This is a genomic window from Bradyrhizobium sp. USDA 4501, assembly GCF_054062115.1.
The window spans coordinates 2,358,906-2,384,096 of sequence record NZ_JBSSEX010000001.1 but is presented as its reverse complement, the minus strand read 5'-3'; the positions used below and the strand labels follow the sequence as shown (position 1 = coordinate 2,384,096).

Annotated in this window: 22 protein-coding genes; 12 read left to right on the top strand and 10 right to left on the bottom strand. The window is 64.8% G+C overall.

The window, feature by feature from the left end:
• The first annotated feature begins 19 nt into the window (after nt 1–19).
• The gene (locus ACVWZM_RS10665) at nt 20–1,237 is read left to right on the top strand and encodes an IS4 family transposase (protein WP_456853106.1); all 1,218 of its coding nucleotides are present in this window, start codon (nt 20–22) and stop codon (nt 1,235–1,237) included.
• A gap of 58 nt (nt 1,238–1,295) precedes the next feature.
• Here ACVWZM_RS10665 and ACVWZM_RS10660 read toward each other — a convergent pair whose 3' ends face one another.
• From ACVWZM_RS10660 to ACVWZM_RS10645, 4 genes are read right to left on the bottom strand one after another with little or no spacing between them, the layout of a single operon-like run.
• On the bottom strand, nt 1,296–1,811 hold the full coding sequence (locus ACVWZM_RS10660) for an SRPBCC family protein (protein ID WP_057018078.1): 516 nt from the start codon (nt 1,809–1,811) through the stop codon (nt 1,296–1,298).
• 32 nt (nt 1,812–1,843) lie between these two features.
• A complete protein-coding gene (locus ACVWZM_RS10655) occupies nt 1,844–2,311 on the bottom strand; it encodes an SRPBCC family protein (protein WP_057018077.1) in 468 nt (155 codons plus the stop codon).
• Nucleotides 2,304–2,768, bottom strand: a complete 465-nt coding sequence (locus ACVWZM_RS10650) for an SRPBCC family protein (protein ID WP_057018076.1) — start codon at nt 2,766–2,768, stop codon at nt 2,304–2,306. The genes ACVWZM_RS10655 and ACVWZM_RS10650 overlap by 8 nt, the downstream gene beginning before the upstream one ends.
• A complete protein-coding gene (locus ACVWZM_RS10645; RefSeq protein WP_456853103.1) occupies nt 2,761–3,075 on the bottom strand; it encodes an ArsR/SmtB family transcription factor in 315 nt (104 codons plus the stop codon). The genes ACVWZM_RS10650 and ACVWZM_RS10645 overlap by 8 nt, the downstream gene beginning before the upstream one ends.
• Nucleotides 3,076–3,195: 120 nt before the next feature.
• Here ACVWZM_RS10645 and ACVWZM_RS10640 point away from each other — a divergent pair, with 120 nt between their 5' ends.
• The 5 genes from ACVWZM_RS10640 (at nt 3,196) to ACVWZM_RS10620 (ending at nt 9,274) form a co-directional block, all read left to right on the top strand.
• Nucleotides 3,196–4,635, top strand: coding sequence for an LVIVD repeat-containing protein (locus ACVWZM_RS10640; RefSeq protein ID WP_456853101.1), 1,440 nt, complete (start codon nt 3,196–3,198; stop codon nt 4,633–4,635).
• Between the two features lie 7 nt (nt 4,636–4,642).
• The gene (locus ACVWZM_RS10635; RefSeq protein ID WP_063790109.1) at nt 4,643–5,185 is read left to right on the top strand and encodes a hypothetical protein; all 543 of its coding nucleotides are present in this window, start codon (nt 4,643–4,645) and stop codon (nt 5,183–5,185) included.
• A gap of 131 nt (nt 5,186–5,316) precedes the next feature.
• Nucleotides 5,317–6,480 (top strand): IS4 family transposase, encoded by a 1,164-nt coding sequence (locus ACVWZM_RS10630; protein WP_057015126.1) that lies wholly within the window; start codon nt 5,317–5,319, stop codon nt 6,478–6,480.
• Nucleotides 6,481–6,719: 239 nt separating this feature from the next.
• Entirely contained in the window at nt 6,720–7,337 is a 618-nt protein-coding gene (locus tag ACVWZM_RS10625; protein WP_028333127.1) for a LysE family translocator, read from the top strand.
• Between the two features lie 164 nt (nt 7,338–7,501).
• Entirely contained in the window at nt 7,502–9,274 is a 1,773-nt protein-coding gene (locus ACVWZM_RS10620; RefSeq protein WP_456853099.1) for an adenylate/guanylate cyclase domain-containing protein, read from the top strand.
• Nucleotides 9,275–9,338: 64 nt separating this feature from the next.
• Here ACVWZM_RS10620 and ACVWZM_RS10615 read toward each other — a convergent pair whose 3' ends face one another.
• From ACVWZM_RS10615 to ACVWZM_RS10605, 3 genes are read right to left on the bottom strand one after another with little or no spacing between them, the layout of a single operon-like run.
• Nucleotides 9,339–10,262: an FAD binding domain-containing protein gene (locus ACVWZM_RS10615; protein WP_057018074.1), complete on the bottom strand. Its 924-nt coding sequence runs from the start codon at nt 10,260–10,262 to the stop codon at nt 9,339–9,341.
• Nucleotides 10,259–12,940, bottom strand: coding sequence for a molybdopterin-dependent oxidoreductase (locus ACVWZM_RS10610; RefSeq protein WP_456853097.1), 2,682 nt, complete (start codon nt 12,938–12,940; stop codon nt 10,259–10,261). Before ACVWZM_RS10610 ends, ACVWZM_RS10615 begins: the two co-directional genes overlap by 4 nt.
• Nucleotides 12,937–13,623: a TetR/AcrR family transcriptional regulator gene (locus tag ACVWZM_RS10605; protein WP_057018072.1), complete on the bottom strand. Its 687-nt coding sequence runs from the start codon at nt 13,621–13,623 to the stop codon at nt 12,937–12,939. Before ACVWZM_RS10605 ends, ACVWZM_RS10610 begins: the two co-directional genes overlap by 4 nt.
• A 193-nt stretch (nt 13,624–13,816) precedes the next feature.
• On the opposite strand from ACVWZM_RS10605, the gene ACVWZM_RS10600 reads away from it, so the two are divergent.
• Nucleotides 13,817–14,050, top strand: coding sequence for a DUF6894 family protein (locus ACVWZM_RS10600; RefSeq protein WP_028333132.1), 234 nt, complete (start codon nt 13,817–13,819; stop codon nt 14,048–14,050).
• A 201-nt stretch (nt 14,051–14,251) separates the two neighbouring features.
• Here the strand turns inward: ACVWZM_RS10600 and ACVWZM_RS10595 are convergent, their stop codons facing one another.
• Complete coding sequence (locus ACVWZM_RS10595) at nt 14,252–15,184, bottom strand: helix-turn-helix transcriptional regulator (protein WP_057018071.1); 933 nt, start codon at nt 15,182–15,184, stop codon at nt 14,252–14,254.
• Nucleotides 15,185–15,553: 369 nt separating this feature from the next.
• Here ACVWZM_RS10595 and ACVWZM_RS10590 point away from each other — a divergent pair, with 369 nt between their 5' ends.
• The 5 genes from ACVWZM_RS10590 (at nt 15,554) to ACVWZM_RS10570 (ending at nt 22,323) form a co-directional block, all read left to right on the top strand.
• The gene (locus tag ACVWZM_RS10590) at nt 15,554–16,504 is read left to right on the top strand and encodes a helix-turn-helix transcriptional regulator (RefSeq protein WP_253641112.1); all 951 of its coding nucleotides are present in this window, start codon (nt 15,554–15,556) and stop codon (nt 16,502–16,504) included.
• Nucleotides 16,505–17,055: 551 nt separating this feature from the next.
• Complete coding sequence (locus tag ACVWZM_RS10585) at nt 17,056–18,261, top strand: NAD(P)/FAD-dependent oxidoreductase (RefSeq protein ID WP_057018068.1); 1,206 nt, start codon at nt 17,056–17,058, stop codon at nt 18,259–18,261.
• A 336-nt stretch (nt 18,262–18,597) separates the two neighbouring features.
• The gene (locus ACVWZM_RS10580; protein ID WP_456856680.1) at nt 18,598–20,859 is read left to right on the top strand and encodes a TonB-dependent siderophore receptor; all 2,262 of its coding nucleotides are present in this window, start codon (nt 18,598–18,600) and stop codon (nt 20,857–20,859) included.
• A gap of 131 nt (nt 20,860–20,990) precedes the next feature.
• Nucleotides 20,991–22,133: a PepSY-associated TM helix domain-containing protein gene (locus ACVWZM_RS10575; RefSeq protein ID WP_456853095.1), complete on the top strand. Its 1,143-nt coding sequence runs from the start codon at nt 20,991–20,993 to the stop codon at nt 22,131–22,133.
• A gap of 7 nt (nt 22,134–22,140) precedes the next feature.
• Nucleotides 22,141–22,323 (top strand): hypothetical protein, encoded by a 183-nt coding sequence (locus tag ACVWZM_RS10570; RefSeq protein WP_057018065.1) that lies wholly within the window; start codon nt 22,141–22,143, stop codon nt 22,321–22,323.
• Between the two features lie 191 nt (nt 22,324–22,514).
• Here ACVWZM_RS10570 and ACVWZM_RS10565 read toward each other — a convergent pair whose 3' ends face one another.
• Both ACVWZM_RS10565 and ACVWZM_RS10560 read right to left on the bottom strand, forming a co-directional pair.
• Nucleotides 22,515–24,254, bottom strand: a complete 1,740-nt coding sequence (locus ACVWZM_RS10565) for an adenylate/guanylate cyclase domain-containing protein (protein WP_456853093.1) — start codon at nt 24,252–24,254, stop codon at nt 22,515–22,517.
• A gap of 128 nt (nt 24,255–24,382) precedes the next feature.
• The gene (locus ACVWZM_RS10560) at nt 24,383–25,180 is read right to left on the bottom strand and encodes an N-formylglutamate amidohydrolase (RefSeq protein WP_456853091.1); all 798 of its coding nucleotides are present in this window, start codon (nt 25,178–25,180) and stop codon (nt 24,383–24,385) included.
• Nucleotides 25,181–25,191: the final 11 nt, after the last annotated feature.

The following is a 25,191-nucleotide window of genomic DNA, read 5'->3' as shown; positions in this document are numbered from 1 at the left end:
GGGCGATTGGGCTGCCAATATGGCGTTCTGGCGGTTTGTGAACAACCCCCAAGTCACGATCGATAAATTGATTGAGGGCTGGAGCACGCAGACGCGGACTGCGGTCAGCGGGCGTCATGTGCTGGCGATCCAGGATACGAGCGAGGTCAAGTTCCAGACCCAGGCGGGACGGCGGCGCGGGCTGGGCAAAGTCGGCAAGGGCAATGCTCGCGGCGTGCTGTTGCATGCGATGATGGCGGTGGATGCCGACAGCGGGGTCTGTCTTGGCCTTACTGGCGGCAACGTTTGGACGCGCAAAGGCAAGGTAAAAATCCCGCATGAGCGGCGCGCCTTGGCCGACAAGGAGTCGGCGCGCTGGGTGACGGCCGCCGAGCAAGGCCGCGACGTCCTGGCAGATGCCCGCATGATCACCGTCGTCAACGACCGCGAGGGGGATTTCTTTGCTCACTGGGCGCTGACGCCAGCTGAGAATGTCCATCTTCTGTCGCGTGCCATGCACGACCATGCGCTGGTCGATGGCGACACACTTTATCAGGCGGTCGAGCGGAGCCGCTTCTGCGACAACGCGGTGATCGATCTGCCGCAGCGAATGGATCGGCGCGGCCGGCAGGCCCATCTCTCGATGCGCTTCGGAACCGTCGTGCTCAAGCGGCCGCAGAGGCCCGGCGTCACCGACTTGGCGGAGGGCATCAAACTCAGCTTCGTAGAAGTGGTCGAGTTGCATCCGCCGAGAGGTGCGGAGCCCATTCGCTGGCTGCTCCTGACCACTCATCCGGTCGCCACCGCTAAAGACGCCTGGCAGATCGTCTCCTGGTACCGCCAGCGCTGGATCATTGAGCAACTCTTTCGCTCGCTGAAGAGCCAGGGTTTGCGCATCGAGGATAGTCAGATCGAGAGCGCCGAAGGCCTGATCAAGCTCGTGGCGGTCGCCACCAGAGCGGCATGTATCGTCATTCAACTCGTTCAGGCCCGCAACAGTGGCGAAGAATTGCCGGCTGAATTTGTCTTCACCGCAGAAGAGATCGAGACGCTCAGGGCCATCAACAAAACCATGAAAGGTCGCACCGAGCTTCAGAAAAACCACCATCGCCCCAACACCCTTGCTTGGGCGGCATGGATCATCGCAAAACTCGGCGGATGGACCGGCTACGCCTCCCACCGTCCACCTGGACCAATCACCTTCCACACCGGAATGGCCCGCTTCCAAATCCTCGCAAATGGCCCGACAAACGTGTAGATGCACTAGTGCTTTCGCAGGGACGACAGCGGAGTATGGAGCGGCTGTATCGCCAACCTCACGTCGGCATCGCGATTCCCAATTCCTTCAGCGCGGCCATCATGCGCGCTGGCGGCTGCATCGGGATCACCATAGCCTTGCCGGTCTCCACGAGGCTCTTGAGGCTGGAGAGGATCGCCGGCCAGCCGGTGCGGCCGCCTGCGAGAATGTCGTCGCTGATCGGACGGTCATGCGATTGCAGGAGCGTCAGCTTCACGCCGTCGCCTGCCGGTTCGATCTCCCAGGTGACGAGCGTCGGCCCGAGCTTTTCGACCAGCTGCGGCCAGTTGACGTTGAAGGTGACGGTCAGCCGCTTCAGCGGATCGCACTCGATCACCTCGCCGGAGATGTGCAGCGCGCCGTCGGGCGTCCGCACGACGTAGGCGCCGCCGATCCGAAGGTCGACCTCGACCGCGTTGCCGGAGAAATACTGCCGGCTGAGTTCGGCAGTCGTCAAAGCCTGCCACACCTTCTCGGGCGTGGCGGCGATGTAGATCGCGTAGACGATTGCCGGTTTGAATTTCTCGATGTTCATGTCTGTACGCACCCGTCGATAGATTTTCATTGTCATTCGAAGCCGTCGATCCCGAGCGCGGCCGGCGGGATCGTGACCGCCTTGCCGGTCTCGAGCAGGCTCTTGAGTCCCGACAGGATCGCCGGCCAGCCCTTGGAAATGCCGTCGAGCAGCTTGCTGCCCGCACCGAAGCCCTCATGAGTCACGGTCAGCTTCACGATCTTGCCATGGGCCTCCAGCGTGAAGACCACCTTGGTTGCCGGCTCCTTGCGCATGTCCTCGTCGAGCACGTGCTTGAAGGTGTAGGCGAGGCGTCGCGGCCGGTCGGCCTCGAGGATCTCACCGGTGTCGGTGGTCTTGCCGCCCATCACCAGCGCGAGCGGCGAGCCGACCTTCCAGTCCGATTGTAGCTCGGTGTCGAACCAGTATTGCCGCGTGAACGCGCTCTTGGTCAGCGCGTCCCACAGTTTGTCCGGCGTGGTCTCGATGTAGGTGACGTAGGCGAATTCGGGCTTAGGCATGGTAGGCCTCCCTGGCGCCGCTGGTGAGCAGGTCGGCCGGCAGTTCGCGCCCGGTCTCCAGGAAACTCTTCAGGCTTGCGATCACCATCGGCCAGCCGCCGGAGATGTCGCGCAGCGTCTTCGGGCCGAGATTGTCGTGCGTCACGGTCAGCTTGACGACCGTGCCGTGCGGTTCGATGTCGAAGGTCACGCGCGAGAGCTGCTCGCGCTCGACGCCTTCCTTCACGACGTCCCAGCTGTAGGCGAGCTTGTTCGGTGGATCGGCGATCAGCACCTCGCCCTGCACGCTGCGTCGCCCGTCCTTGGTGAGGTGGTAGGGGGAGCCGACCTTCCAGTCGGAGCTGACGCGATAGCCGAACCAGAAGCGTTCGGTGAATTCGCTCGAGGTCAACGCGTGCCACAGTTTGTCGGCGGTGGTCTCGATATAGGTGACGTAGACGTAGTCCGGTTTACTCATCACGCTTCTCCAATTGTCTTTTCAACTCGCTCAGCGCGGCGAGTTTCCCGCGCTCGAACTTCCTGATCCACCGCTCGCCGATCTGATGGATCGGAACCGGGTTGAGATAGTGCAGCTTCTCGCGGCCATGCTTGATCGTGGTGACGAGGTTGGCCTCCTCGAGAATCACAAGGTGCTTGGTGACGGCCTGACGCGTCATGTCGAGGCCGTCGCAGAGCTCACCGAGCGTCTGCCCGTTCTGATCGTGAAGCCGGTCAAGCAGCGTTCGCCGTGAGGCATCCGCGAGGGCTTTGAAGATTTCATCCATGGGTCGGATAATAGGCAACCAAATGGTTGCATGTCAAGAGCGTGTGTTTTGGCATCGGCAGCGCCGTGCTAGCCTTGCCGGCAGCCAACGCAGATTGGTGTGGAACATTGGGTGGTGCGCATGGGCGGTCGCGTTACGGCAGTTTGCTGCACGTTGGTTCTTGTCCTGCTCGCGAATGGTGCGAGCGCCCAGCAGAAGATCGGCGATCCGCCTGAAGCCTCCAACATGAGGCTGGTTGGAACCAACGATTTGCAGGCCCGCAGCGCCTATCAGCCGACCATTCATCATCAGGGCGACAGATGGATCGCCTATATCGGTCATCACGGCGGCACCGACGACATTCCCGATCCCGTCAACCCGGTGACCGGCAAGGCCGAACCGAACGGCACCTCGATCGTCGACGTCACCGATCCCGCGCACCCGAAATATCTGCGGCACATTCCCGGACAGGAAGGCAAGTATGAATCCGGCGGCGCGCAGATGGTGCGGATCTGCGACGGCAAGGATTTGCCGAAGGGCGATCGCAACGCGGTCTACATGCTGCGCACCTTCGGCAGCGAGGCGCACGAGATCTGGAACGTCGCCGATCCCGCCAATCCGGCGCTCGTCACCCGGATCGGCGGCCTGAAGGACACGCACAAGAGTTTTTGGGAATGCGGCACCGGCATCGCCTTCCTGGTGTCGGGCGCGCCGGACTGGCGCACGCGGCGCATGACGCAGGTCTATGATCTCTCCGATCCCGCGCATCCCACGAAGATCAGGGACTTCGGCCTGCCCGGGCAGGAGCCGGGCGCGACCGGCGCGGTGCCGACCGAACTGCACGGGCCGATCTCGACCGGGCCGCAGGGCAATCGCGTCTATTTCGGCTATGGCACCAACAAGGGCGGCTTCCTGCAGATCGTCGACCGCGACAAGCTGCTGAACGGACCAAAGGAGCCGACGCCGGACAATCTGAAATTCCCGGAGATCGCGCGGATGCCGCTGTCCGCCATGAACGGCGCGCATACGGTGTTTCCGATGCCCGGCATGCCGATCGCCGAGTTCGCCCACGACAAGGACGGCAAGAGCCGCGACATCGTGATGATCGTCGACGAGGCGATCCAGAACGAATGTGGCGAGGCCCGGCAGATGGTGTGGTTCGCCGACGTCACCACCGAGGCGCGGCCGATGCTGATCTCGAGCTATACGGTGCCCGAGGCCTCCGGAGCGTTCTGCGAGCGCGGCGGCCGGTTCGGCTCGCATTCGTCGAACGAGAGCATGGCGCCGGTCTACTACAAGAAGCTGGCCTTCATCGCCTTCTTCAACGCCGGCGTCCGCGCGCTCGACATCCGCGATCCCTATCATCCCAGGGAAGTCGGCTACTTCATTCCCTCCATCACGGCGGCGACCGACACGCGATGCGTCACCATCGACGGCAAGGACCGCTGCAAGGTCGCGATCCAGACCAATAATGTCGAGACCGACGAGCGCGGCTACATCTACGCGGTCGACCGCGCCAACACCGGCCTGCACATCCTCGAACTGACCGGCGCGGCGCGCGCCATCGCCGGTCTGCCGTGAGCGCGCGATGATGCGCTCATGGCCGGTCATCGCGGCGATGGTCCTGGCGCTCGGCGGGCTCTCCGCCGTCGCCGGCTACGAGATGGCGCCGCCGCGCGCAGCCGCGTGGTACGAGATCGGCTGGCCGTTCCCGCGCGACGGCTGGCCCGCCGGCCGCGCCTTCCGTTGCGGCGCGGCGGAGTGCGGTGACGACCTCGAGGTTTATCTCAGGCCAAAACTCGGCTTCTGCAACTGCGACAGCGGCGTCGCCGATGACGACGAGGTCGACCGCGTTTCCGACGTCGACATGATCAGCCCGCGCTTTGTGCCGCTGAAGGCCGGCGATGTCGTTGCTGTCGCCGATATGCCGGGGCGGATCAGGGTCTATGACCTCGAGATGCCCAACGGGAAGCGCACTGCGATCGGCATCGCGGTATCGCATCGCTGCGACCTGATGGCGGTCGCGGCGCAGGGCAGGGGAGATGCCGCAGGGGTGCAGCGGGCGACGTTGAAATTTCTGGAGGGGCGAGAGATCAGGTCATGGATGATCGCGGCAATGGAAGGCCGTTGAGCGTGATCTCTCTTCACCTCGCCCCGCTTGCGCAGGGGTGTCCGGGGAATGATTCACTGTGTCGCGGTGCATGCTCGGCAGGACCGAGGCAAATCGGTCTTTTCTGGTTGTCGAGACACAGAGGGCCGAGCATGCGATATCGCGGTAGCATTTTTGGAAGGCTGCTTGAACCGATCAATCGACGGCAGTTTCAGACGGTTGTGGATCGTCTGGACGGGGATGCCTACGACAAGTCGTTCAGGAGCTGGGATCATCTGGTGGCGCTGATCTATGCCCAGCTTAGCGGCAACAGCAGTCTGCGCGGGGTAGTGACTGGCTTCAACGCCAATTCGCAGCATCACTATCACTTGGGAACCGGCAAGCTGTCGCGCTCGACGTTGTCCGATGCCAATGCCCGCCGTCCGATCGGCATTTTCGCGCAAACCTTTGCGGCGCTGTCGGCGATGGCGCGTCGCCAGCTGCGGAGTGAAGGCATGGAGATGGTGCGTCTGATCGACGCCAGTCCGATCCCGCTCGGCAAGGTCTGCAGTTGGGCGACGTGGAACGGCCGCATCCGCGGCATGAAGCTGCATGTCGTCTACGACCCAAGGAGCGATGTCCCGACCTGCGTCGAGATGACGGCCGCGAACGTCAATGACATCGAGATCGGCCGACAGACCCCAATCCAGCCCGCCACCACCTATGTGTTTGACAAGGGCTATTGCCGTTTCGACTGGTGGCAGAAGATCAATGATAGCAAGGCTTTCTTCGTTACCCGGGCGAAGACGAGCATCCGTCTTCGCTCGCTCAGGCATCGCGCCATCCGCAAGCGTAACGGGGATGGCTTCGAAATCCTTGCCGATGACGAGGTGAAGCTCACCAGCAAGGGCGATTCGCGCCTTCCAATCCCGCTCCGCCGCATCAAGATCAGACGCGAGAAAGGCGGCAAGATCACACTCCTGACCAACGACCTTGCCCGTAGCGCCGTCGAGATCGCCGCCCTCTACAAGAGCAGATGGCAAATCGAGCTGCTGTTCCGCTGGATCAAGCAGCATCTCGATATTCGCAAGTTCCTCGGCGCCAACGACAACGCGATCCGCCTTCAGGTGCTCGCTGCGATGATTGCCTACCTGCTGCTGCGCATCGCCGCTCACACCAACTGCATCAAAATGCTCCCGCTCAGGTTCGCCGAACTCGTCGGCCAGCTCCTGCTCACGCGTCGATCCCTCGCTGCCATCGACAAACCTCCGCCCATCAACCCCAGCCGTCGGAAATCAACCATCTCACCTGACCAGATGGAGCTCCGCTATGCCTGAATTTCCCCGGACACCCCTGCGCTTGCGGGGAGAGGTCGGATGGCATCGCCAGATGCGATCCGGGTGAGGGGTACAGGTCTAACGACTCGCACCGCCTGGCGGAGAAAGCCTCTCACGCCACCCTCTAAGAGCGAGCTTCGCTCGTCTCGACCCGGTGAAGAGCGGGGCGAGGGGGCAGACGCGCTTCCATGTCTGCCACTCTCGTGCATAATGACGATAAGAAACAAACGAGCTCTCCCATGTCCCTGCAAGCCTATTTCGCCTTCGTCGCCGCCTGCATCGCGCTGGCGCTGCTGCCCGGTCCGATCGTCACGATGGTGATCGCCAACGGGCTGCGCTACGGCACGCGCGCCGCGCTCACCAACGTGCTGGGCGCGCAGGTGGGGCTTGCGATCGTGATCGGCACCGTCGCGGTCGGGCTGACCTCGCTGATGGCGACGATGGGCTACTGGTTCGACTGGGTGCGCTTTGCCGGCGCCGCCTATCTGGTCTGGCTCGGCTTCAAGCTGATCCGCTCTCCGGTCGAGGGCGTCAGCACCGACGACACGCCGCCGCCGCCGCGCGGCGGCTTCTTCCTGCAAGGCTTTCTGGTGCTGCTCTCGAACCCGAAGGTGCTGGTGTTCTTCGGCGCCTTCATCCCGCAGTTCATGGATATGGACAAGCCGCACGTTCCGCAGGTGGCGCTGCTCGGCCTCACCTTCATGGCGACCGCCGTGCTGACCGACGCCGCCTACGCCTTGGCGGCCGGCCGCGCCCGCAAATTCTTCTCCAAGGAGCGGACCCGGCTGATGTCGCGCATCTCGGGCGGCTTCATGATCGGCGGCGGCATCTGGCTGGCGCTGACCCGGGCGCGATAGACCCGCTGGGCGATAGCCTCAAGGTCGTCGTTGACAATGCCGCCGATTTCCAGCCTGGGCAAGCAGCGCAGACGTTTGCTCTAGCCCGGAGGCCGTCAGCCGTGCTTTGATCGGCGACGAAAATTAACCCCTCGTCCGGGGGCATGTCTTTGACCACCGATAGCATGGATCGGCGTCTGGCAGCGGTTCTGGCGGCCGATATCGCCGGCTACAGCCGGCTGATGGGAATCGACGAGGAAGGCACTCTGGCCAAGCTGAAGTCGGTCAGGCGAGCGTTGCTGGATCCAGCGCTGGCGGCACATCGCGGCCGCGTCGTCAAGACGACCGGCGACGGAATCCTCGTTGAATTCGCCAGCGCCGTCGACGCGGTGCGCAGTGCCGTCGAAGTGCAGCGCCGCATGGCCGATCAGAATGCTGCCGTGCCAACGGAGCAGCGGCTCGAATTCCGAATCGGAATCCACGTCGGCGACATCATCTTTGATGACAACGATATCTTTGGCGACGGCGTCAACATCGCAGCGCGCCTGGAGGGGATTGCCGAGCCGGGTGGCGTCTGCATTTCCGATGACGTGCAACGGCACATTCGCGGCAAGGTCGACGCGACCTTCGAGGACATGGGGCCGCAGGTCCTGAAGAATATTGCCGAGCATATTCGGACATGGAGAGTTCGCGTCGGCGGCGCCTCCGCAGCGGCCGCGATCGCGAAGCACGCGTTCACTGCACCGGCTTCCCCAGCCGCGATTGCCGAGAAGGCCTCCATCGCGGTGCTGCCGTTCCAGAATATGAGCGGTGATCCGGAGCAGGAATACTTTGCCGACGGCGTCGTCGAGGACATCATTACCGCGCTGTCGCGCTTCAGATCGCTGTTTGTGGTCGCGCGCAATTCAAGCTTCACCTACAAGGGGAAGTCCGTCGACATCAAGCAGGTCGGGCACGAGCTCGGTGTGCGATACGTGCTGGAGGGATCAGTGCGCAAGTCGAGTGGGCGCGTTCGGATCACCGCGCAACTGATCGAGGCCGGCAGCGGTACGCATCTCTGGGCGGACAGGTTCGACGGCGAACTGAGGGATGTGTTCGACCTGCAGGACCAGGTCACCGCGAATGTCGTCAGCATCATAGCTCCGAAGATCCAGCAGAGCGAAATCGAACGAACCCGAACCAAGCCGACCGACCGTCTCGATAGCTACGATCTCTTTCTGAGAGGCATTGCGGCCTATGCAGATCGCTCCAAGTGGGGCGACGCTGAACTCGGCGAGTGGTTCAACAAGGCCTGCGGGCTTGATCCGAACTATGCAGCCGCTCAGGTCATGCTGGCCTATTCGTCGCTGCTGAAACAGACCACGCGCGGCACGCCACCCGGCGCGCAGGAGTTGGCGGAGGCGCTGCGGATCGCCGAATTCGCCTGCGTGCTGGCCAGCGACGATCCGTTCGTGCTGGCGCGCGCGGCTCACATGTTTGCCTATCTCGGCCACGACTACGATCGCGCCGAGACCATGATCGAAGAGGCGATCTCGCTCAATTCGAACGATGCTGCGGCATGGGGATATCGTGGCTGGATTTCGCTCATGTGCGTCCAGCCGGCACGCGCGGTCGAAAGTTTTGAGCACAGACTCCGGCTCAGCCCGATTGATCCCGGGCGTGCGTCGATGTGGAACGGAATCAGTTTCGCGCATTTCATGCTCGGTCAGTATGAGCAGGGCCGCGCGGCCGCCGCCAAGGCGCTGGTGATCGGCGAAGACGCACACACGCTCAGCGCGTTGATCATGAACGAAGTCGGCTCGGGGCGCCTCGACGAGGCGCGCGTCATCGCCGGCCGCCTGCTCAAGCTGCGACCCGATTTCCGCGCGTCCTACGCGCGGCAGAATTTTCCGACCAGGACCGTCGAATGGGGCGAACGCATGGTCGCCGTGCTGTGTGAGGCCGGCATTCCGGCATAGGAATTCCTGGATCTATGCATTCTAGACGCGACGTTGCCTCGAGGCCGCGAATGGGCGCTTGATCCTACGCCACGATCCGCTCGACCACGTCGCGCACCAGGCCCGTCAGCAGCTCGAGCTTGTATCCGGTCATCGGCAGCGGCCTGGCTCCCGAGATCGCCAGCTCGGTGGCTTGCGCGATGGTCGCCGCGTTAATCTGCTTACCCTGCAGCGCCGCCGCGGACGCGGCAAGACGCAGCGGGACCGGGGCGATGCCGCCGGCGGCGATGTGGACCTGCTGGAACGCGCCGCCGGAGATCACCGCACGCACGCAGATCTCGACCAGCGGCCATTCCGCATGCGTCCGGCTGATGGCGCGCTTGTACAGCGCGCGCTCGCCGGCCAGCGGAACGGGGAGCTCGATCCGCTCGATGCGTTCGCCCGGTGCAAGCAGATTGTCGGCCGCGCCGTTGCTGCCGTCGCCGAGCAGCTCGGAGATCGACAAGCCGCTGCGCCGATCGGTGGTGACCTTCGCATCATAGGCGAGCAGCGCCATCGCCATCGTCGACGGATGCGGCGCGACGCATGGGCCGAGATCGAACGCGACGTGATAGAGGTGGTTGCCGGATCGCGCCGGGCAGTCGGGGCCGCCCTTCTTGAGACAGGCGATCTGCGGATTGCGGAAATACCAGCAGCGCGAGCGCTGGGCGAGGTTGCCGCCGAGCGTCGCCATGTGCCGGATCTGCGGCGTGGCGAGGCCCTGCGCGGCTGCGGCGATGCCGGGGTAAGCCTCGGCGAGCCGCGGATCGGATGCGATCGCAGCGATCGTGGTCAGGGCGCCGATGCGGGCCGAGCCGTCCGCATTCCACGCAACGCCGATCGTATCGGGACTGGCGGCGAGATCGATGATCGAGCCGCACGACAGGCCGCTGCGGCGGCGCTCCGACAGATCGGTGCCGGCGGCGCGGAATTCGGGCGCGGAGATGACGTCTGCAGTCGCGACACTCATGCGGCGTCCCTCCCCTTCAGCGCGGCGACGATGCGGTCGGGCCGGATCGGAATCTCGGTGAGGCGGACGCCGATCGCGTTGTGGATCGCGTTGGCGACGGCGGCCGAGGTCGGCACCGTCGACGCCTCGCCGATGCCGACGCTGTTGCCGAGCACATGGTCGAAGCCGGCTTCGTCGAAATGGACCTCGATCTCCGGCGTGTCGGCGATCCCAGGGATACGATAATCCTCCATTCCCGCGGTCAGGACGTCGCCGCTGGTCGGATCAAGCTCGCGCGCCTCGTAGAGCGCGTAGCCGAGGCCCTGGATCACCGCGCCGCAGGCCTGGCTGCGCGCCAGCGCGGGCGCTGCGATCTTGCCGACCGCGATGCCGGTGTGCACGTTGAGCACGCGGACATGGCCGAGCCAGGTATCGACCTCCACCTCGATCACCTGCACCGAGCTCGGCACGCCGGCGCCGACGGCGATGTTCGAGAAGCGGCGCATCATCCAGCCGAACACCATGCCCATCAGGCCGACTTCGCGCAGCGGCGAGCGGATGCCGGGCGCAGTGTTCTTGCCGTCCTCGCCGCGCGTCTCCACCATTGCGATGTCGGGCGAGCGCGCGATCAGCTCGCGCCAGGGCGCGTTCGAGCCGGGCGCCGGCTTTCGCGTGGCCTGTTCGAGCATCGCGTCCTTCAGCTTCCGCACTGCCTGCAGCGTCGGCGGCATCACCGAGGCGGTGACGCGGCTGCCGCCGGAGCCGGGGCCTTCGGGCAGCGAGGAATCGCCGATCCGCACATCGATCTCACCGGGTTCGAGATCGAACTCGCGCGCGATCGCGTCGGCAAGCACGCTGCGGGTGCCGGTGCCGATGTCCTGCGTCGCCGTGCTAGCAACGATGCGGCCGCCCCTGACCGCGACCTCGACCCTCACCTTCGGCTGCCACAGATAGAGCCAGTAGCCCGTCGCGACCCCGATGCCGCGGCGATAGCGCCCGTTCTGCGCCGGCTTGTGGTTGCGCCAGATCTCGAGCCCTGATGCCCAATCGTAGAGCCGCTGCCGGTTGGGATCGGGATCCCAGCGCTTGCGCAAGGCGATCGGATCGACCTTGAGCCGCAGCGCGGCCTCGTCGATCGATTGCTCCACGGCGAATGCCATCGGCGGACCGCCGGGGCCGCGGAAGGCGGCGCCGGGCGGCAGATTGCTGATGACGTCAAAATCCGAAAGGTCCTTCGCCTCGGCCGGATAGATCAGCCGCGCCAGTCCCGCGATGGTCGAGTTGGTCGCGGCCCCGGTATCGGCATGCGCGGTGACCGAGAGCGCCTTCAGGCCGCCTTGCTCGGAAGGTAGCAGCGCGACCTTCAACTCCGCGGCCGGCCGATAACCGGCGACCGAGAGTTCTTCCTGGCGATCATAGGCGACCCGCACCGGCGCTTTCGCCGCGCGGGCCAGCTCGATCGCGGCGATCGTCTCGGTGCCGAGGCTCGCTTTCGAGCCGAAGCCGCCGCCGACGTGCTCCGCGATCACGCGGACCTTGTCGTGATCGAGCTTGTAGCGTTTTGCGATCTGCTCCTTCAGGTGAAACACCTGCTGGGTCGAGGCGTGCAGGGTCAGCCGGTCGCCGTCGAAGCGCGCCACCGCGGCGTGGGGCTCGAGACAAGCATGCTGCTGCGTGGCGGTGCGGAAGGTGGCTTCGACGAGTAGCTTGTTGTTGGCCTGGCGCGCCTCGTCCACCCAGTTGCGGGCCTTCTTGGCGCGGGTCGAGAAAACAGCGGTCGGCCCGCGGATGTTCTGCTTCCAGGGCGCCGGCCCGCCGGCCGCCTCCGAGACGTTGCCGGCCCGCTTGCGGCTCGCCTTGTCGAACACCACGGGCGCATCATCCTTGCGTCCGGCGTCGAGCCCGACCACCGCGGGCAGGCGCTCGCTGGTCAGCTTGATCGCGGCGAGCGCGGCCAGCGCCGTCTTGCGGTCCGGAGCTGCAACCGCCGCAATCGGCTCGCCGACATAGCGCACGATGTGGTCGTCGCCGAGCAGCGACACCGCACTAACGCCGGGGAGCGCGCGTGCCGGCGCCAGATCGAGCGTGGCGATGCGTGCATGCGCCTCGCGCGAGTGCAGGATCAGGCCTTCGAGCTGGCCGTCATGATGGATGTCGACGGTGTATTTCGCCGCGCCCGTCACCTTGTCGCGCGCCTCGATGCGGGGCGCCGTGACGTGATCGCCGTCGAAGCGGCCGGCACAGGCATCCGCCACCGCGCGGTAGATCCCGTCATAGGCGCCGCAGCGGCAGAGATGGCCGGACAGCGCCGCGCCGATCTCCTCGCGCGACGGCACCGCCGTTCCCCTGGTCGCGCGCCAATGGTCGCAGAACGCGGTCGCTTCCACGATGAAGCCGGGCGTGCAGAAGCCGCATTGCAGGGCGTCATGCGCCATGAACGCCTTCTGCACCGGATGCAGCCCGGACGCGCCGATGGCTTCCACCGTCGTCACCGATTTGCCGGCGGCGGCGTGTGCCGGCATCAGGCAGCTTGCGACCGGCGCGCCGTCGACCAGCACGGTGCAGGCGCCGCAGACGCCGGCGCCGCAGACGAGCTTGGTGCCGGTGAGCTTGAGCTGGTCGCGCACGATGTCGATCAAGAGCGCATCGGGATCATCGGGCAGGGATTCGACGCGGCCATTGACGGTCGTCGTGCTCATGGATGTCCTCCAGTTGTCCTGCGTGTCGGCCTCTTGGGGATTGCCGCCCTCTTGACGTACGGCTTCTGCGGTTTCGGCAAGGATTTGGACTTGAATTTCGGCTTGGCGCCGGCGCAGAGCGTCCGCACGATGATCGCCATGTCCTTCAGGAACGCTTCCGCCGGCTGCATCGCCGGATACTGCGACTTCGCTGCGTGAATCGACATTTCGACCAGCCGCGCGAACTCGGCCGGCGTCAGGTCCTGCGGCAGCGCAAGCTGCTGCTTGCGCACGACCCGCGCGACCGTCGCGACCATGCGCTCAGCATAGCGCGCAGCGTAGGTCTGGAAGAGGTCGCGCGCATGCACGAGGTGCTCGGAATACAGTTCCTCGAGATGCGGCGAGCCGTCCAGCGACCCGATCATGGTCGACATCCGCGCGGTCATGCCCGTAGCGAGGATGTCGCCGAGATCGCTGCCCGCCGCCTCCGCCTCGGCAATGGCGGTGTCCTCGGCTGCGATCGCGCTCTCATGCACGCGCTCGATCACGGCGCGGAATAACGTTTCCTTGGATTCGAAGTGGTGATAGAGCGCCTGCCGCGTCAGGCCGGCCGCCTCGGCGACCTGCTCGATCGAGGAGCGCCGAAAGCCGTGCCGGCGGAACACCAGCATGGTGGCATCGAGAATGCGGGTTTTCGGTCCCATTTGACGATTTTGACAAATATAGAAAAACTGTCAAATCGCGATTTGGTGAGGAGGCGGTGCTGGGGCTTGATCACCATTCCGCGAGGCCGCCGCGCGGCCGGCGCCCATGTGAACCGCCTTGCGAATGGTCGCGTCGAAGAAACGTGGAGCTCCAAAGATGACCTTCTGGTCCGGAGCTTGCGAGGATACGCACATGACCCAGGTCTTTTTCCATTGCTCGACCACGCACGGGGTGCTGATGGATCGCCGCGGCACCTCGGTGACAAGCCTCTCGGAGGCCTGCGAGGCGGCGACGTGCATGATGCGATCGCTGGTCGCAACGGTCAGCCTGGAAGACTGGCGCGACTGGGTCGTGCATGTCAGCGACGAGTCCGGCGAGGAGATCGTGATCCTGTCCTTCGCGTCCGTGCTCGGCAAGCCGCACTGAGGGGGCGCCATGCTGTCACCGCACGCATCATTGCTCTCTCTGCGCGACAGCTGGAACGCGATTACGGCGGGCTTGCAGAATCTGATCGCGCGAATTCGCGATCCCTACCGGCCCGAGCTGCACTACATGCGCGGACCGGGTCCCAAATGGCATGCGAAGCACGCCGTTCAAGCTGCGCCCGCCGGTTGAGCGCGGCGCTGTTCAGCTCTCGCTTCTCGCCGGGCGGTACATCTCGCGCCGCCACGCCGCCGGGCTGACGCCGACCACGGCGGAAAACACCCGCGTGAAGTGGCTTTGATTGGCAAAGCCGGCCGAAATCGCGATCTCGGACAGCGACAGGTCGCGCGCCGCCATCAGCTGCTTGGCCACCTTCAGGCGCTGCTGAAGCAGCCATTGGTGCGGTGGCAGGCCGGTGGAGATGCGGAAGGCGCGCGAAAAATGGCCGACCGACAGATCGAGCTCGGCCGCAATCTGCTTCAGCGAAATCTTCCCGCTGAGGTCGGATTCGAGCTTTTCGCAGGCGCGGTTGATCTGCCAGGCGGCGAGGCCGCCACGGGTCGGTCCGGTCGGATGTTGTATTCCGTCATAGGTCCGGGTGACGTGCGCGGTCAGCGCCAGCATCATGTGATCGATGAACAGCTGGTTGGTTTCGTCCGGCCGGTGCAATCCCTCGCGCAGCAGCGCCCCGACATGACGAATGACGCCGTCGTCGTGACCGGTGCCGATTTCGCAGGCCAGTTCGCCGATGCGCGGCGAGCCGGTCTGTTCGGCGAAGTCAGTGAGCGCCGAGCGCGGCAGATAGAAGAACAGCGAGTGGAACGGCTTGTCGATCACGTAGCGCGGATCGCGTTTGAGATCGTAGAGATAGGTCGCGCCCGCCGGGATGTCCCGCTTCATGAGGCACTTGCCGCCCTCCCACAATTCGCAGTCCGGATAATCGTGCAGCTTCAGGCTGACCAGAAAGGCATCCTCGGCGGTGAGCGATCCGGACAGCCCGGGCACCGGGTTGTCGTCCCGGGTTTCGGTGACCGCGAGTTCGGCGCTGCGCAGCGTGCGCGTGATCAGCGCCGGCGGCGTATCCCTCAGGCGTAGGAATTGCCCGAGCCGCTGCCCGTAGGCGCCCGCCTGTGCCATGCGTGTTGAGTCCATCATTGATGTGCAGCCGGGCAGGGACTTGTCAGTCAGCCTGCGAAGCCGTCACTCATTATCCGGGATTGCTGCGGCGCAGTCCAGTTGTCTCACGCGATCATGAACGATGCTGCCGGTCGTTCAGCGCAATGCGATTCCGGGATGAATTCAACTGCTTTGGTCCAATCAACCGTGCCGGACGCAGAAATGTCGCAGCCGCGCGCTTGGCGCAGAATTGGGCAAAGCATGGCCGTTTCAGGAAAGACATTCGAACTGCGCGGCGCTTAGGTCCGGCGGGCAGTTCCGCGCCTCATGGGTCCGACAGACCGGCCCGCAAGGAGGGAGCGCATGAGCCTTCAAACGCGAGTACAGGTGATGAGTAAGCCGATCCTGCACGATCCTTTGCGGGATTCGCCCGCCGCATCCGAAGCGCGGCCGGCCGAGGCACCGGCCGGTCCGCGCTGCCCGGCCGGCCAGGAGATGGCCCGCGTGCTCAAGACGCAGCCGCTTCGCATGGCGGCCGACCCGTCGAGCGGCGCGATCGCCTATTGGAAGCATGACGCCCTGCACGACGTGGTCAGGCCGATGGTCGACCACGTCGTCATGAGCTATCCCGCAGGTTCGCAGCGGCTGGAGCGGCGCACCGGCAGGGTGGCTTCGATCGGAACGGCCCGGTCCGGGGTCGTGACGATCATCCCGGCCGGCTCGAGTTCGCGCTGGGATATTCACCAGTCGGTGCATGTCGTTCAGCTCTATCTTCCGCATGCGACGCTGGCGCGCGTCGCCGGCGAGGCCGACACCGCCGCTCCCGGCGATCTGCTGGAGCGCACCGGGCATCCCGATCCGATTACATCGCGGTTGCTGCTGAGCGCCGCTGATGCGCTCGAGGGCAGCGCGGCGCTGGATGCGCTGTTCCGGCAGCAACTGACGGATCTTTTGGCCACGCGCCTGCTGTCGGCGCACGCCGGCGTGCCTGCGACCGTGCAGGTGACCGTAGGCGGTCTTGCGCCGACGGCGCTGCGCCGCGCCATCGAGCGATTGCGCTCGGACAGCGATGCGGACGTCTCGCTCGCGGCGCTGGCGGCGGACGCCGGCCTGTCGCGCTTTCACTTCTGCCGCGCCTTCAAGGAAAGCACCGGGCTCTCGCCGCATGCCTGGCTGCGCCAGCACCGGCTCGAGCAGGCCATGAACATGCTGCGCGACACCGACGCATCCGTGGTCTCGATCGCGGCGGCGCTCGGCTACAGTTCGCAGACCGCGTTCGCGGCCGCGTTCAGGAAGCTGACCGGCGAAACCCCGAGCGATTGGCGGCGCCGTCTGCGGTAGCCGCAATCGCTCTTCAGGTCGGGCAATCGCTCTGGGGCACTCATAAGGCCAATTCGCTAGATCACCGTGGCGCCGACGCCAACAACGGAGACAAGCGATGGCCTGGAAGGATTTCGGTAGCTCCCTTGCAGTGACACGGCGACGCCGGGTCCTCGCGACTGCACTGATGTACGGGCTTACGCTCACCGTGCGCTTCACGTCGGCAACCGGCGAGGATGCCGATGCGCCGGCGCAGGCCGTTCAGGGCGCCGATGCCATGACGTCGGTGATGATCAGCGACGCCGCCCAGGCGCTCTACCGGGACTGGCTCCCCGGGGGCCGCGCTGCCGATCGGCCTTCAGCATGGAGCGCTGTCGGGCGCGAGAGGCTGCCGCGCAGCCTGCATGCCCGGGGCGCGCACGCCGTTCCTGTCGAGCTGCGCCGCCCGGCAATAGGCGCTCGCTTTTCGTTTCACCTCTTCGCGTCGCCGATCGCGACAGGCTTCGCCGCAAGCGGCAGGCAGCGGCGGCAACGCGCGGACATCAGAGACTGCCAACCCAGAGGAGATACCCATGCGAATTGTCATCATCGGCGCCGGCTTTGCCGGCATGTACGCCGCGCTCTCCGCAGCCCGCCTGCGCGACATCAAGGGCGTTTCGCCCGAGGAGCTCGAGATCGCGCTGGTCGCGCCGGAGCCGACCCTGGTGGTGCGCCCGCGGCTCTACGAGCCGAAGCCGGAGACACTGACCGCGCCGCTGCTCGACGTCTTCAACGCGATCGACGTCGTCTATGTGCAGGGCAGCGCCGAAGCCGTCGACACCAAGGCCCGCACCGTGCAGATCGTCACCGCCAAGGACGCGCGCAAGACGCTGCCTTATGATCGCCTTGTGGTGGCGACCGGCAGCCGGCTGTTCCGTCCGAACGTACCCGGTCTCGCCGAGCATGGCTTCAGCGTCGACAATCTTGCGGATGCGATCGCGCTCGATCGCCATCTGCACGACCTCGCCAGGCAGCCGGCATCAGTGGCACGCGACACCGTGGTCGTTGCCGGCGGCGGCTTCACCGGCATCGAGGCGGCGACCGAGATGCCGGCGCGGCTCCGGGACATCCTCGGCAGCGACGCCAAGCCGCGCGTCGTGATCGTCGATCGCAACGTGGCGATCGCGCCCGACATGGGCGAGGGCCCGCGCCCGATCATCGAGGACGCGATGCGCAAGCTCGGCGTCGAAGGCCGCTTCGGCGCCGGCGTCGCCGAGGTCAGCAAGTCCGGCGTCACGCTCTCCAGCGGCGAGCATATCGAGGCCGCGACCGTGGTCTGGGCGGCGGGCATTCGCGCCGCGCCGCTGACCACGCAGATCCCGGCGGAGCGCGACAATTTCGGCCGGCTGCTGGTCGATCGCGATCTGCGCGTACCGTCGGTCGCGGGTGTGTTCGCCACCGGCGATGCGGCGCGTGCCGCATGCGACGATGTCGGCAATTACGCGCTGATGTCGTGCCAGCACGCGACGCGGATGGGCGCCTTTGCCGGCAACAACGCCGCGGCCGAGCTGCTCGGTGTCCCGACCAGGCCGTATCACCAGAAGGCCTATGTCACCTGCCTCGACCTCGGCGAGGCCGGTGCGCTGTTCACCCGCGGCTGGGAGCGCAAGGTCGAGATGGTCGGCGATGTGGCCAAGAAGACCAAGCGGGAGATCAACACCGTCTGGATCTATCCGCCGCGCGCCGAGCGTGCCGCGGCGCTGGCATCGGCCGATCCGGAGCACGTCACCGAAGTCTGACGCTGAGCTCGGCGAGAGCACCGCAACTGCGATCATCGCTTCCGCGCACGGCGTCGTTCGATCGCTGTGCGCGGAACTGACTCGAAGTATCGCGGAGCGAAACGCAGTTTAGAATCGTCCTTAGAAGCGCTCGAAAAATCTGAGGCGCATTGACGCAGTTTCGCCGCGTTCACGTTGCGAGCACGCAACACCATCGGCGATAAGCCCAACACTGGACGTGTTCTAATCACCGATCGGCTGCGTACGTCTTTCATCGTGTTAGTGACGGCCAGGATGAAGGCGATGTGAGTTGACGGGGATCGGATGTTTCGTCGCACTGCGCTGGCGGCCGGGTACATGGCCGGTAGTGGTTTGTTCGTGCTGAGTGTGGTGATGCCGCGTGAAAGCGTTGCGCAATCGGCGCTGCCGCCGGTGACGGTCGAGGCGCCGAAACAACAGCAGCAGGCGCGGCGGACGCAGCCGGCGCGACGCGCGGCGCGTCCTGCACGTACGACGCCGCGATCGATCGCGAACCGGGCGCCCGCGCAGAACGTTCCAGCACCGGGGGCGGGTGGCGGCGGAGAGCGCGGCAACGGGCCGGTCACCGGCTATCTCGCCAGCCAGAGCGTCACCGCAACCAAGACCGACAGCCCGGTGCTGACGACGCCGCAGTCGATCTCGATCGTCACCCAGGATCAGATCCAGGCGCAGGGTGCGCAGAACATCACCGAAGCACTGCGCTACACGCCCGGCGTGACGATCGAGAGTTTTGGCGCCAACGCGTTCTTCGACGAGTTCAAGCTGCGGGGCTTCACCGCGCCACGCTATCTCGACGGGTTGCGGCTGCCGACCGACACCACGACCTTCGCGGTCCCGCGCATCGAGACCTATGGTCTCGAGCGCATCGAGGTCCTGAAGGGCCCGTCATCCGGCCTGTATGGACAATCCGATCCGGGCGGCCTGTTGAACCTAGTCAGCAAGCGGCCCACCGAGACGCCGCATTACGAGATCGAGGGATCGTTCGGCTCGTTCGATCGCTTCCAGGGCGCCTTCGACATCGGTGGCCCGGCCGACAAGGACGGCCGGGTGCTTTACCGCATCGTCGGCCTTGGCCGCGACAGCAACAGCCAGACCGACTTCGTTCAGGACAACAAGCTGTTCCTCGCGCCGAGCTTCACCTGGCGCCCGACCTACGACACCAGCTTCACCGTGCTCTCGCAGTACCAGAAGGTCGACAACAAGGGTTACCAGCAATACGTCCCGGGACAGGTGTCCTTCCTGCCCAACCCCAACGGACATATTCCCTACAATCGTTACCTCGGCGAGCCCGGGCTGGACGGCTATCATCTCGAGCAGTTCGCGGTCGGCTACGCGTTCGAGCATCGCTTCGACAACATCTTCCAGTTCCGGCAAAACCTCCGCTACACCCAGGTCAGCAACGACCTCGCCTCGGTGCGGACCGAGGGCATGGTGACGGATCGTCTGGTCGCGCGCACCTACAACTACGTCAAGGCCAACGCCGCCAATGTCGCGCTCGACAATCAGCTGCAGGCGGATTTCGCCACCGGGCCGCTGGTCCACAAGGTGCTGGCCGGCGTCGACTACTTCGATCTGTGGGCGAACACGGACTATCGCACGACGCCGATTGCGCCGATCGATGCCTATAGCCCGGTCTACGGCACCGCCGTTCCGTTAGCCAGCTCGCTGGCGCCTTTCATTCTGCGCGACGACAGGCAGTCGCAGCTCGGCGCCTATCTGCAGGATCAGATCAAGCTCGATCGCTGGACGCTGACCATGAGCGGCCGCCAGGACTGGGTCAGCTCCGGCTTCACCAGCATGGCGTTCTATCCGCCGGCCGGCCACTATTCGCGCGATGACTCGGCGCGAACCGGGCGCATCGGCCTGAGCTACCTGTTCGATATCGGCCTTGCGCCCTATGTCAGTTACGGGACCTCGTTCACGCCCAACCTCGGCGCCGACAGCGCCGGCCGGTCGTTCAGGCCGACGACGGGCGAGGGCGCGGAAGTCGGCGTCAAGTTCAAGCCGAACGGCTCGAACTTCATGGTGACGGCCGCGGCGTTCGATATCCGTCAGCAGGACGTACTGACGGCCGATCCGTTAAACCCGCTGTTCAACGTGCAGACCGATGCCGTGCGCGTCCGCGGCCTCGAGCTCGAGCTGAAGGGCAATCTCACGCGCGAGCTCGAGATCACGGCGGGATACACCCATCTCGACCCGCGGGTGACGACGAGCATTGCCGGCTATGCCGGCAAGTACATGATGAACACGGCGCAGGACCAGGTCGCGGTCTGGGGCAAGTATAGCTGGTATGACGGCGCGCTCGCGGGCCTTGGGCTCGGCCTCGGCGTGCGCTATGTCGGCGAGACCTACGGCGACAACTTCAATACCTTTGTCATTCCCTCCTATGCCTTGCTGGATGCGTCGGTCAGCTACGACTTCGCCTATCTGCGGCCGGACCTGAAGGGATGGAAGGCGCAGGTCAACGTGACCAACCTGGCCGACCACTTCTACGTTGCATCCTGCCTGACCGGGCTTCCCTATTGCGGCCTCGGCAATGGCCGCACGGTACTGGGCACGATGAAGTACACCTGGAACTAAAGCATGATCCCGAAAAGTGCGAAGCGGTTTTCCGAAAAGATCATGCTTCAACAAGAGGCTAAAGGTCGATGACGATCCAACCTGATCTCATCGCGCTTTAGGTAACGAAATTGACTGCGACGACCAGATCCTTGCGGCGATGGGGCGCTGTCCATAAATGGACCAGCCTCACCTGCACGTTGTTCATGCTGCTGCTCTGCATCACCGGCCTGCCGCTGATCTTCCACGAGCAGATCGACGATCTCCTGCACAGCCAGGTCAAGCCGGCCGACGTGCCGCCAGGCGCGCCGCCGGCCAATCTGGACCGTCTGCTCGGCAACGCGCTGGCGCAGGCGCCCGGAAAGGTGCCTCACTTCCTGATCTGGGATCGCGACGATCCGAGCGCGATGTTCGTCAGCGTCGGCCCGACCATCGATGCCGATCCGACCAACAATTTGCTGATCCGGATGGACACCCATACCGGCGCCTATCTCGATGCGCCCGACGTGACCGGCCGCTTCACCTACATCATGTTGAAGCTGCACACCGACATGTTCGCGGGCCTGCCCGGCAAGCTGTTCCTCGGATTGATGGGGATCCTGTTCTGCGTCGCGATCATCTCCGGCATCGTGGTCTATGCGCCGTCGATGCGGAAACTGCGTTTCGGTGCCTATCGCGCGCAACGGACCCGCGTCGTGCGCTGGCTCGACGTCCATAATCTCGCGGGCATCCTGCTCGTCGCCTGGACGCTGGTCGTCGGCTTCACCGGGGTCATCAACACCTGGGCCGACCTCGTGCTCAAGATGTGGCAGTTCGGCCAGCTCGCCGAAATGACCGCGCAGTACAAGGACCGGCCGGTGCCGTCGAAGCTGACCTCGCTGAATGCGGCGGTCGAAGTGGCCACCCATGCGGTGCCCGGCATGACGCCGAGTTTCGTCGCCTTCCCGGGAACCCTGTTCAGCAGCAAGAGCCACTACGCGGTGTTCCTGCACGGCGATACGCCGCTGACCTCGCGGCTGCTGAAGCCGGCGCTGATCGACGCGGAAACCGGCAAGCTGACCGACACAAGGGACATGCCCTGGTATGTGACGACCCTGTTCGTCTCGCAGCCGCTGCATTTCGGCGACTATGGCGGCATGCCGCTCAAGATCGTCTGGGCGCTGCTCGACATCCTGACCATCTTCATCCTCGTGACCGGCGTGTATCTGTGGATGCGTCGCCGCAAGGCGGGCGTGAGCCAGGAACGCGCGATCGCCAACGCCGACTCCCTCGACAACCCCGCATTATCGTCGTGACGTTAGCATGGTCTCGCATCGTTCATTGACCCAGATCTTCGCTGCCCCGCTCGTCATCGCGATCGTGAGCACGGTCGGATTGATCAGCGCGCTGGTTGGCGACGGCTGGTGGGATGCGGTCTCGTGGGCCGGGCTCGGCCTGCCTCTCCTGCTCTATCTGGTGTTCATCTGGCGGCGCCAGCCGAATTGATCGGGTTTGCCTGATCGCGCTTCGAACCGGCCGGGCAATCAGCAAAGCCGGTCCAATCGGAATATGCCGATCCCTGCGGTGTCTCATCCGCGGAGATGCGCAAGAAGCCGAACGAGCAATCGAATAAGCAGTCGCGGCCGCGCAGGTGTCTGGCGTGTGGCGTCGCGCCGGCATTGTAAGGTGACGGGTCTTCACTCCGGGAGCCCCGCCATGCGTAGCGGGTTGACCAATGCATCCAGGTCGCCTTGTCGGCGATACGGAAGCAGCCTGGCCCAGCGGGCCAGGCTGAAATTGGGGTGGCCCGCCAGCAAGTCGCTTGAGATCATGCGCGCTTCATCTTGCCGGCCGAGATTCCAAAGCGCCGCTATGAGTGTCGACTGCGCGGTCAGCCAGAACGGCCGCTGCCTCAGAACGCGGGAGGCTATATCGTGCGCCGCCGCGAAATCTCCGAGATGAAATCTTGCGCGCGCTTCGTCCACCATGGATTCGTTGCGCTCAATCGGACTGAGCCGTTGGGCGTGTTCCTCGTAGAGGACGGCTTTTCGGAAATTGCCGGCGTAGCCGTGGTACATGCCCGCCATGTGATGGGCGTCAGAGCTGCTGGGAGCGAGGCTGATCGCGGTTTCTCCTGCTGCCACAGCCTCATCATGACGGCGTTGATAGGTACGAACATAGCCGATCACCAGGTATGCTTCCCCGAAGCTGGGGTCGGCGGCGAGAGCCCGATCAGCGCAGCCCAGTGCGGCTTGATACGCTTCATTTTCATCCTTGATCCAACCGAAGCGCGCCTGGTCAGTCAGGGTCAGACCCAACAAGTAGAGCGCAGGCATAAACGAGCCGTTGATCTCCAGCGCCTGTTCAAAAAGCTTCCGGGCCTGTGCGTGAGTTTGCCTTGCGAAATTAACGTACAGGGCGCGCCCCTTTAAAACATACTCATAAGCCAGCGGACTGCCCGAGCGCTTTCTCCACACCCTCGCGCGTTCGCCGACCGTCAACTGGACCTCAAGCGCTTCGACGATCTCTTGCGTAATTCGGTCCTGGAGATCGAACACGTCGTCCAGGTCTCCGTCAAAGCGATCCGCCCAGAGATGACCGCCGTCTCGACCATCAATCAACTGCGCCGTCAACCTGATGCGATTGCCGATCTTTCGAACGCTCCCCTCCAGCAGATAACGAGCACCCAGGATCTGCCCGATTTCGCGAATGTCCCGGTTCTGCCCCTTGAACGCGAAGCTCGAGTTGCGAGCTATCACCATCAATTCCTGTATCTTTGACAGGGTCGTAAGGACGTCTTCCGCGATCCCGTCCGCGAAATACTCCTGCTCGTTGTCGCCGCTCATGTTCTGGAACGGCAGCACCGCGATGGAGGGCTTTCCCGAAAACGGGCGCATGTGATGCGATTCGGCGGGAGTTGGATGGCGCTCAGGCGAAGGTCTGGCGCCAATCTTCATTCGCCAGGCGCGGATCGGTTCAGTGATGTTTTTCAGATTCTGTTGGCCCATGTCTTCGAAGGCTGCATCGACCTTGCCCCGGATCTGCCGGTAGGCGTCGTCGGACAGGCATATGCCGCCCGGGTCCGCGATGTTCTCCAGCCGCGCGGCGATGTTGACGCCGTCGCCGAAAATGTCGTCGTTGTCGATGATGATGTCGCCGACGTGAATGCCGATGCGAAATTCGATCCGCTGCTGTTGCGGTGCGGATGCGTTAAGCTCTGCCATCCTGCTCTGGACTTCTACAGAGCTGCGCACTGCATCGACGGCGCTGCCGAATTCGACCAGCATGCCGTCGCCGGTCGTTTTGACGATGCGGCCGCGATGAGCGGCGATCGTTGGATCAATGAGATTTTTTCTGGCCGCCTTGAGCCGCGCGAGCGTGCCTTCCTCGTCCGTTCCCATCAGGCGACTGTAGCCGGCGACATCTGCCGCCAGCACTGCTGCCAGTCGCCTTTCCACTCGCTCGGGCGCCACGGACTACCCTAACTTGGAAGTTCAACCCGGCCAATTAAAGCACGTCGAGCCGCCTTCGGGCTAGAGGCCACGCCCTGGCTGACCGTTAGTCGCTAGATCAGCGCTTCCATGCGCAGCGTCGCCTCGATCTCTCCGAGGATGCGCGCCAGCCGTTCGGCCCACGCCGTCTCGCCGGCCTGGTCGGAGATCAGGTCCTGGCGGATCTCGATGCCCGAGTTCATCAGGCCGCGTGCCTCGCCATGCACGGGGATCGTGTAGTCGGTCTCGTCGCTGACCGCATAGGGCTCGTTGTCGCCGACCACGAGATCGCCCTCGGCGCGCAGATGCTTCAGCAGCAGCGGCGGCAGCACCGTGTCGCGGTGGTAGAGCGTGCCGATGTGCCAGGGTCGCGCGATGCCGGCGTAGATCGGCGTGAAGCTGTGCAGCGACACCAGCAGCGTCGGCAGGCCCCGACGCGCGCGCGCGTCGATGATCTCGTCGATGCGTTTGTGATAGGGATCGAAGATCTGCGCGTGGCGCATCTCGGCGGCCTCGCGCGACAGGCCTTCATTGCCCGGCACCGTGGTGGCCTCGCTGATCAGCGGGATCGAGCTTGCGACATGCGGCGGACGGTTGCAGTCGATCACGAGCCGCGAATAGCGCTGCGCGATCAAATGCGCGCCGAGCCGGTCCGAGAGGCGGGTTGCGACGCCGGCGATGCCGATGTCCCAGGCGATGTGCCGCACGAGTTCGTCTTCGGGCAGGCCGAGATCGCCGAGCGGAGAGGGAATCAGCCTGCCGTAATGGTCGCAGGTGAACAGGAACGGCGAGCGGCCGCCGGCATTGTGTTCAAGAACCGGTGAAGCGTCGGTGCTCGCGAGCAGGAACGATGGACCGCCTCCGTAATTCAAGGGCTTTTTTC

What these genes read in the sequence shown, in the direction of transcription:
- ACVWZM_RS10665 (WP_456853106.1), top strand. Translation starts at nt 20, where the DNA reads ATGGCGTTCTGGCGGTTTGTGAACAACCCCCAAGTCACGATCGATAAA.
- ACVWZM_RS10660 (WP_057018078.1), bottom strand. Translation starts at nt 1,811, where the DNA reads ATGAACATCGAGAAATTCAAACCGGCAATCGTCTACGCGATCTACATC.
- ACVWZM_RS10655 (WP_057018077.1), bottom strand. Translation starts at nt 2,311, where the DNA reads ATGCCTAAGCCCGAATTCGCCTACGTCACCTACATCGAGACCACGCCG.
- ACVWZM_RS10650 (WP_057018076.1), bottom strand. Translation starts at nt 2,768, where the DNA reads ATGAGTAAACCGGACTACGTCTACGTCACCTATATCGAGACCACCGCC.
- ACVWZM_RS10645 (WP_456853103.1), bottom strand. Translation starts at nt 3,075, where the DNA reads ATGGATGAAATCTTCAAAGCCCTCGCGGATGCCTCACGGCGAACGCTG.
- ACVWZM_RS10640 (WP_456853101.1), top strand. Translation starts at nt 3,196, where the DNA reads ATGGGCGGTCGCGTTACGGCAGTTTGCTGCACGTTGGTTCTTGTCCTG.
- ACVWZM_RS10635 (WP_063790109.1), top strand. Translation starts at nt 4,643, where the DNA reads ATGATGCGCTCATGGCCGGTCATCGCGGCGATGGTCCTGGCGCTCGGC.
- ACVWZM_RS10630 (WP_057015126.1), top strand. Translation starts at nt 5,317, where the DNA reads ATGCGATATCGCGGTAGCATTTTTGGAAGGCTGCTTGAACCGATCAAT.
- ACVWZM_RS10625 (WP_028333127.1), top strand. Translation starts at nt 6,720, where the DNA reads ATGTCCCTGCAAGCCTATTTCGCCTTCGTCGCCGCCTGCATCGCGCTG.
- ACVWZM_RS10620 (WP_456853099.1), top strand. Translation starts at nt 7,502, where the DNA reads ATGGATCGGCGTCTGGCAGCGGTTCTGGCGGCCGATATCGCCGGCTAC.
- ACVWZM_RS10615 (WP_057018074.1), bottom strand. Translation starts at nt 10,262, where the DNA reads ATGAGTGTCGCGACTGCAGACGTCATCTCCGCGCCCGAATTCCGCGCC.
- ACVWZM_RS10610 (WP_456853097.1), bottom strand. Translation starts at nt 12,940, where the DNA reads ATGAGCACGACGACCGTCAATGGCCGCGTCGAATCCCTGCCCGATGAT.
- ACVWZM_RS10605 (WP_057018072.1), bottom strand. Translation starts at nt 13,623, where the DNA reads ATGGGACCGAAAACCCGCATTCTCGATGCCACCATGCTGGTGTTCCGC.
- ACVWZM_RS10600 (WP_028333132.1), top strand. Translation starts at nt 13,817, where the DNA reads ATGACCCAGGTCTTTTTCCATTGCTCGACCACGCACGGGGTGCTGATG.
- ACVWZM_RS10595 (WP_057018071.1), bottom strand. Translation starts at nt 15,184, where the DNA reads ATGGCACAGGCGGGCGCCTACGGGCAGCGGCTCGGGCAATTCCTACGC.
- ACVWZM_RS10590 (WP_253641112.1), top strand. Translation starts at nt 15,554, where the DNA reads ATGAGTAAGCCGATCCTGCACGATCCTTTGCGGGATTCGCCCGCCGCA.
- ACVWZM_RS10585 (WP_057018068.1), top strand. Translation starts at nt 17,056, where the DNA reads ATGCGAATTGTCATCATCGGCGCCGGCTTTGCCGGCATGTACGCCGCG.
- ACVWZM_RS10580 (WP_456856680.1), top strand. Translation starts at nt 18,598, where the DNA reads ATGGCCGGTAGTGGTTTGTTCGTGCTGAGTGTGGTGATGCCGCGTGAA.
- ACVWZM_RS10570 (WP_057018065.1), top strand. Translation starts at nt 22,141, where the DNA reads ATGGTCTCGCATCGTTCATTGACCCAGATCTTCGCTGCCCCGCTCGTC.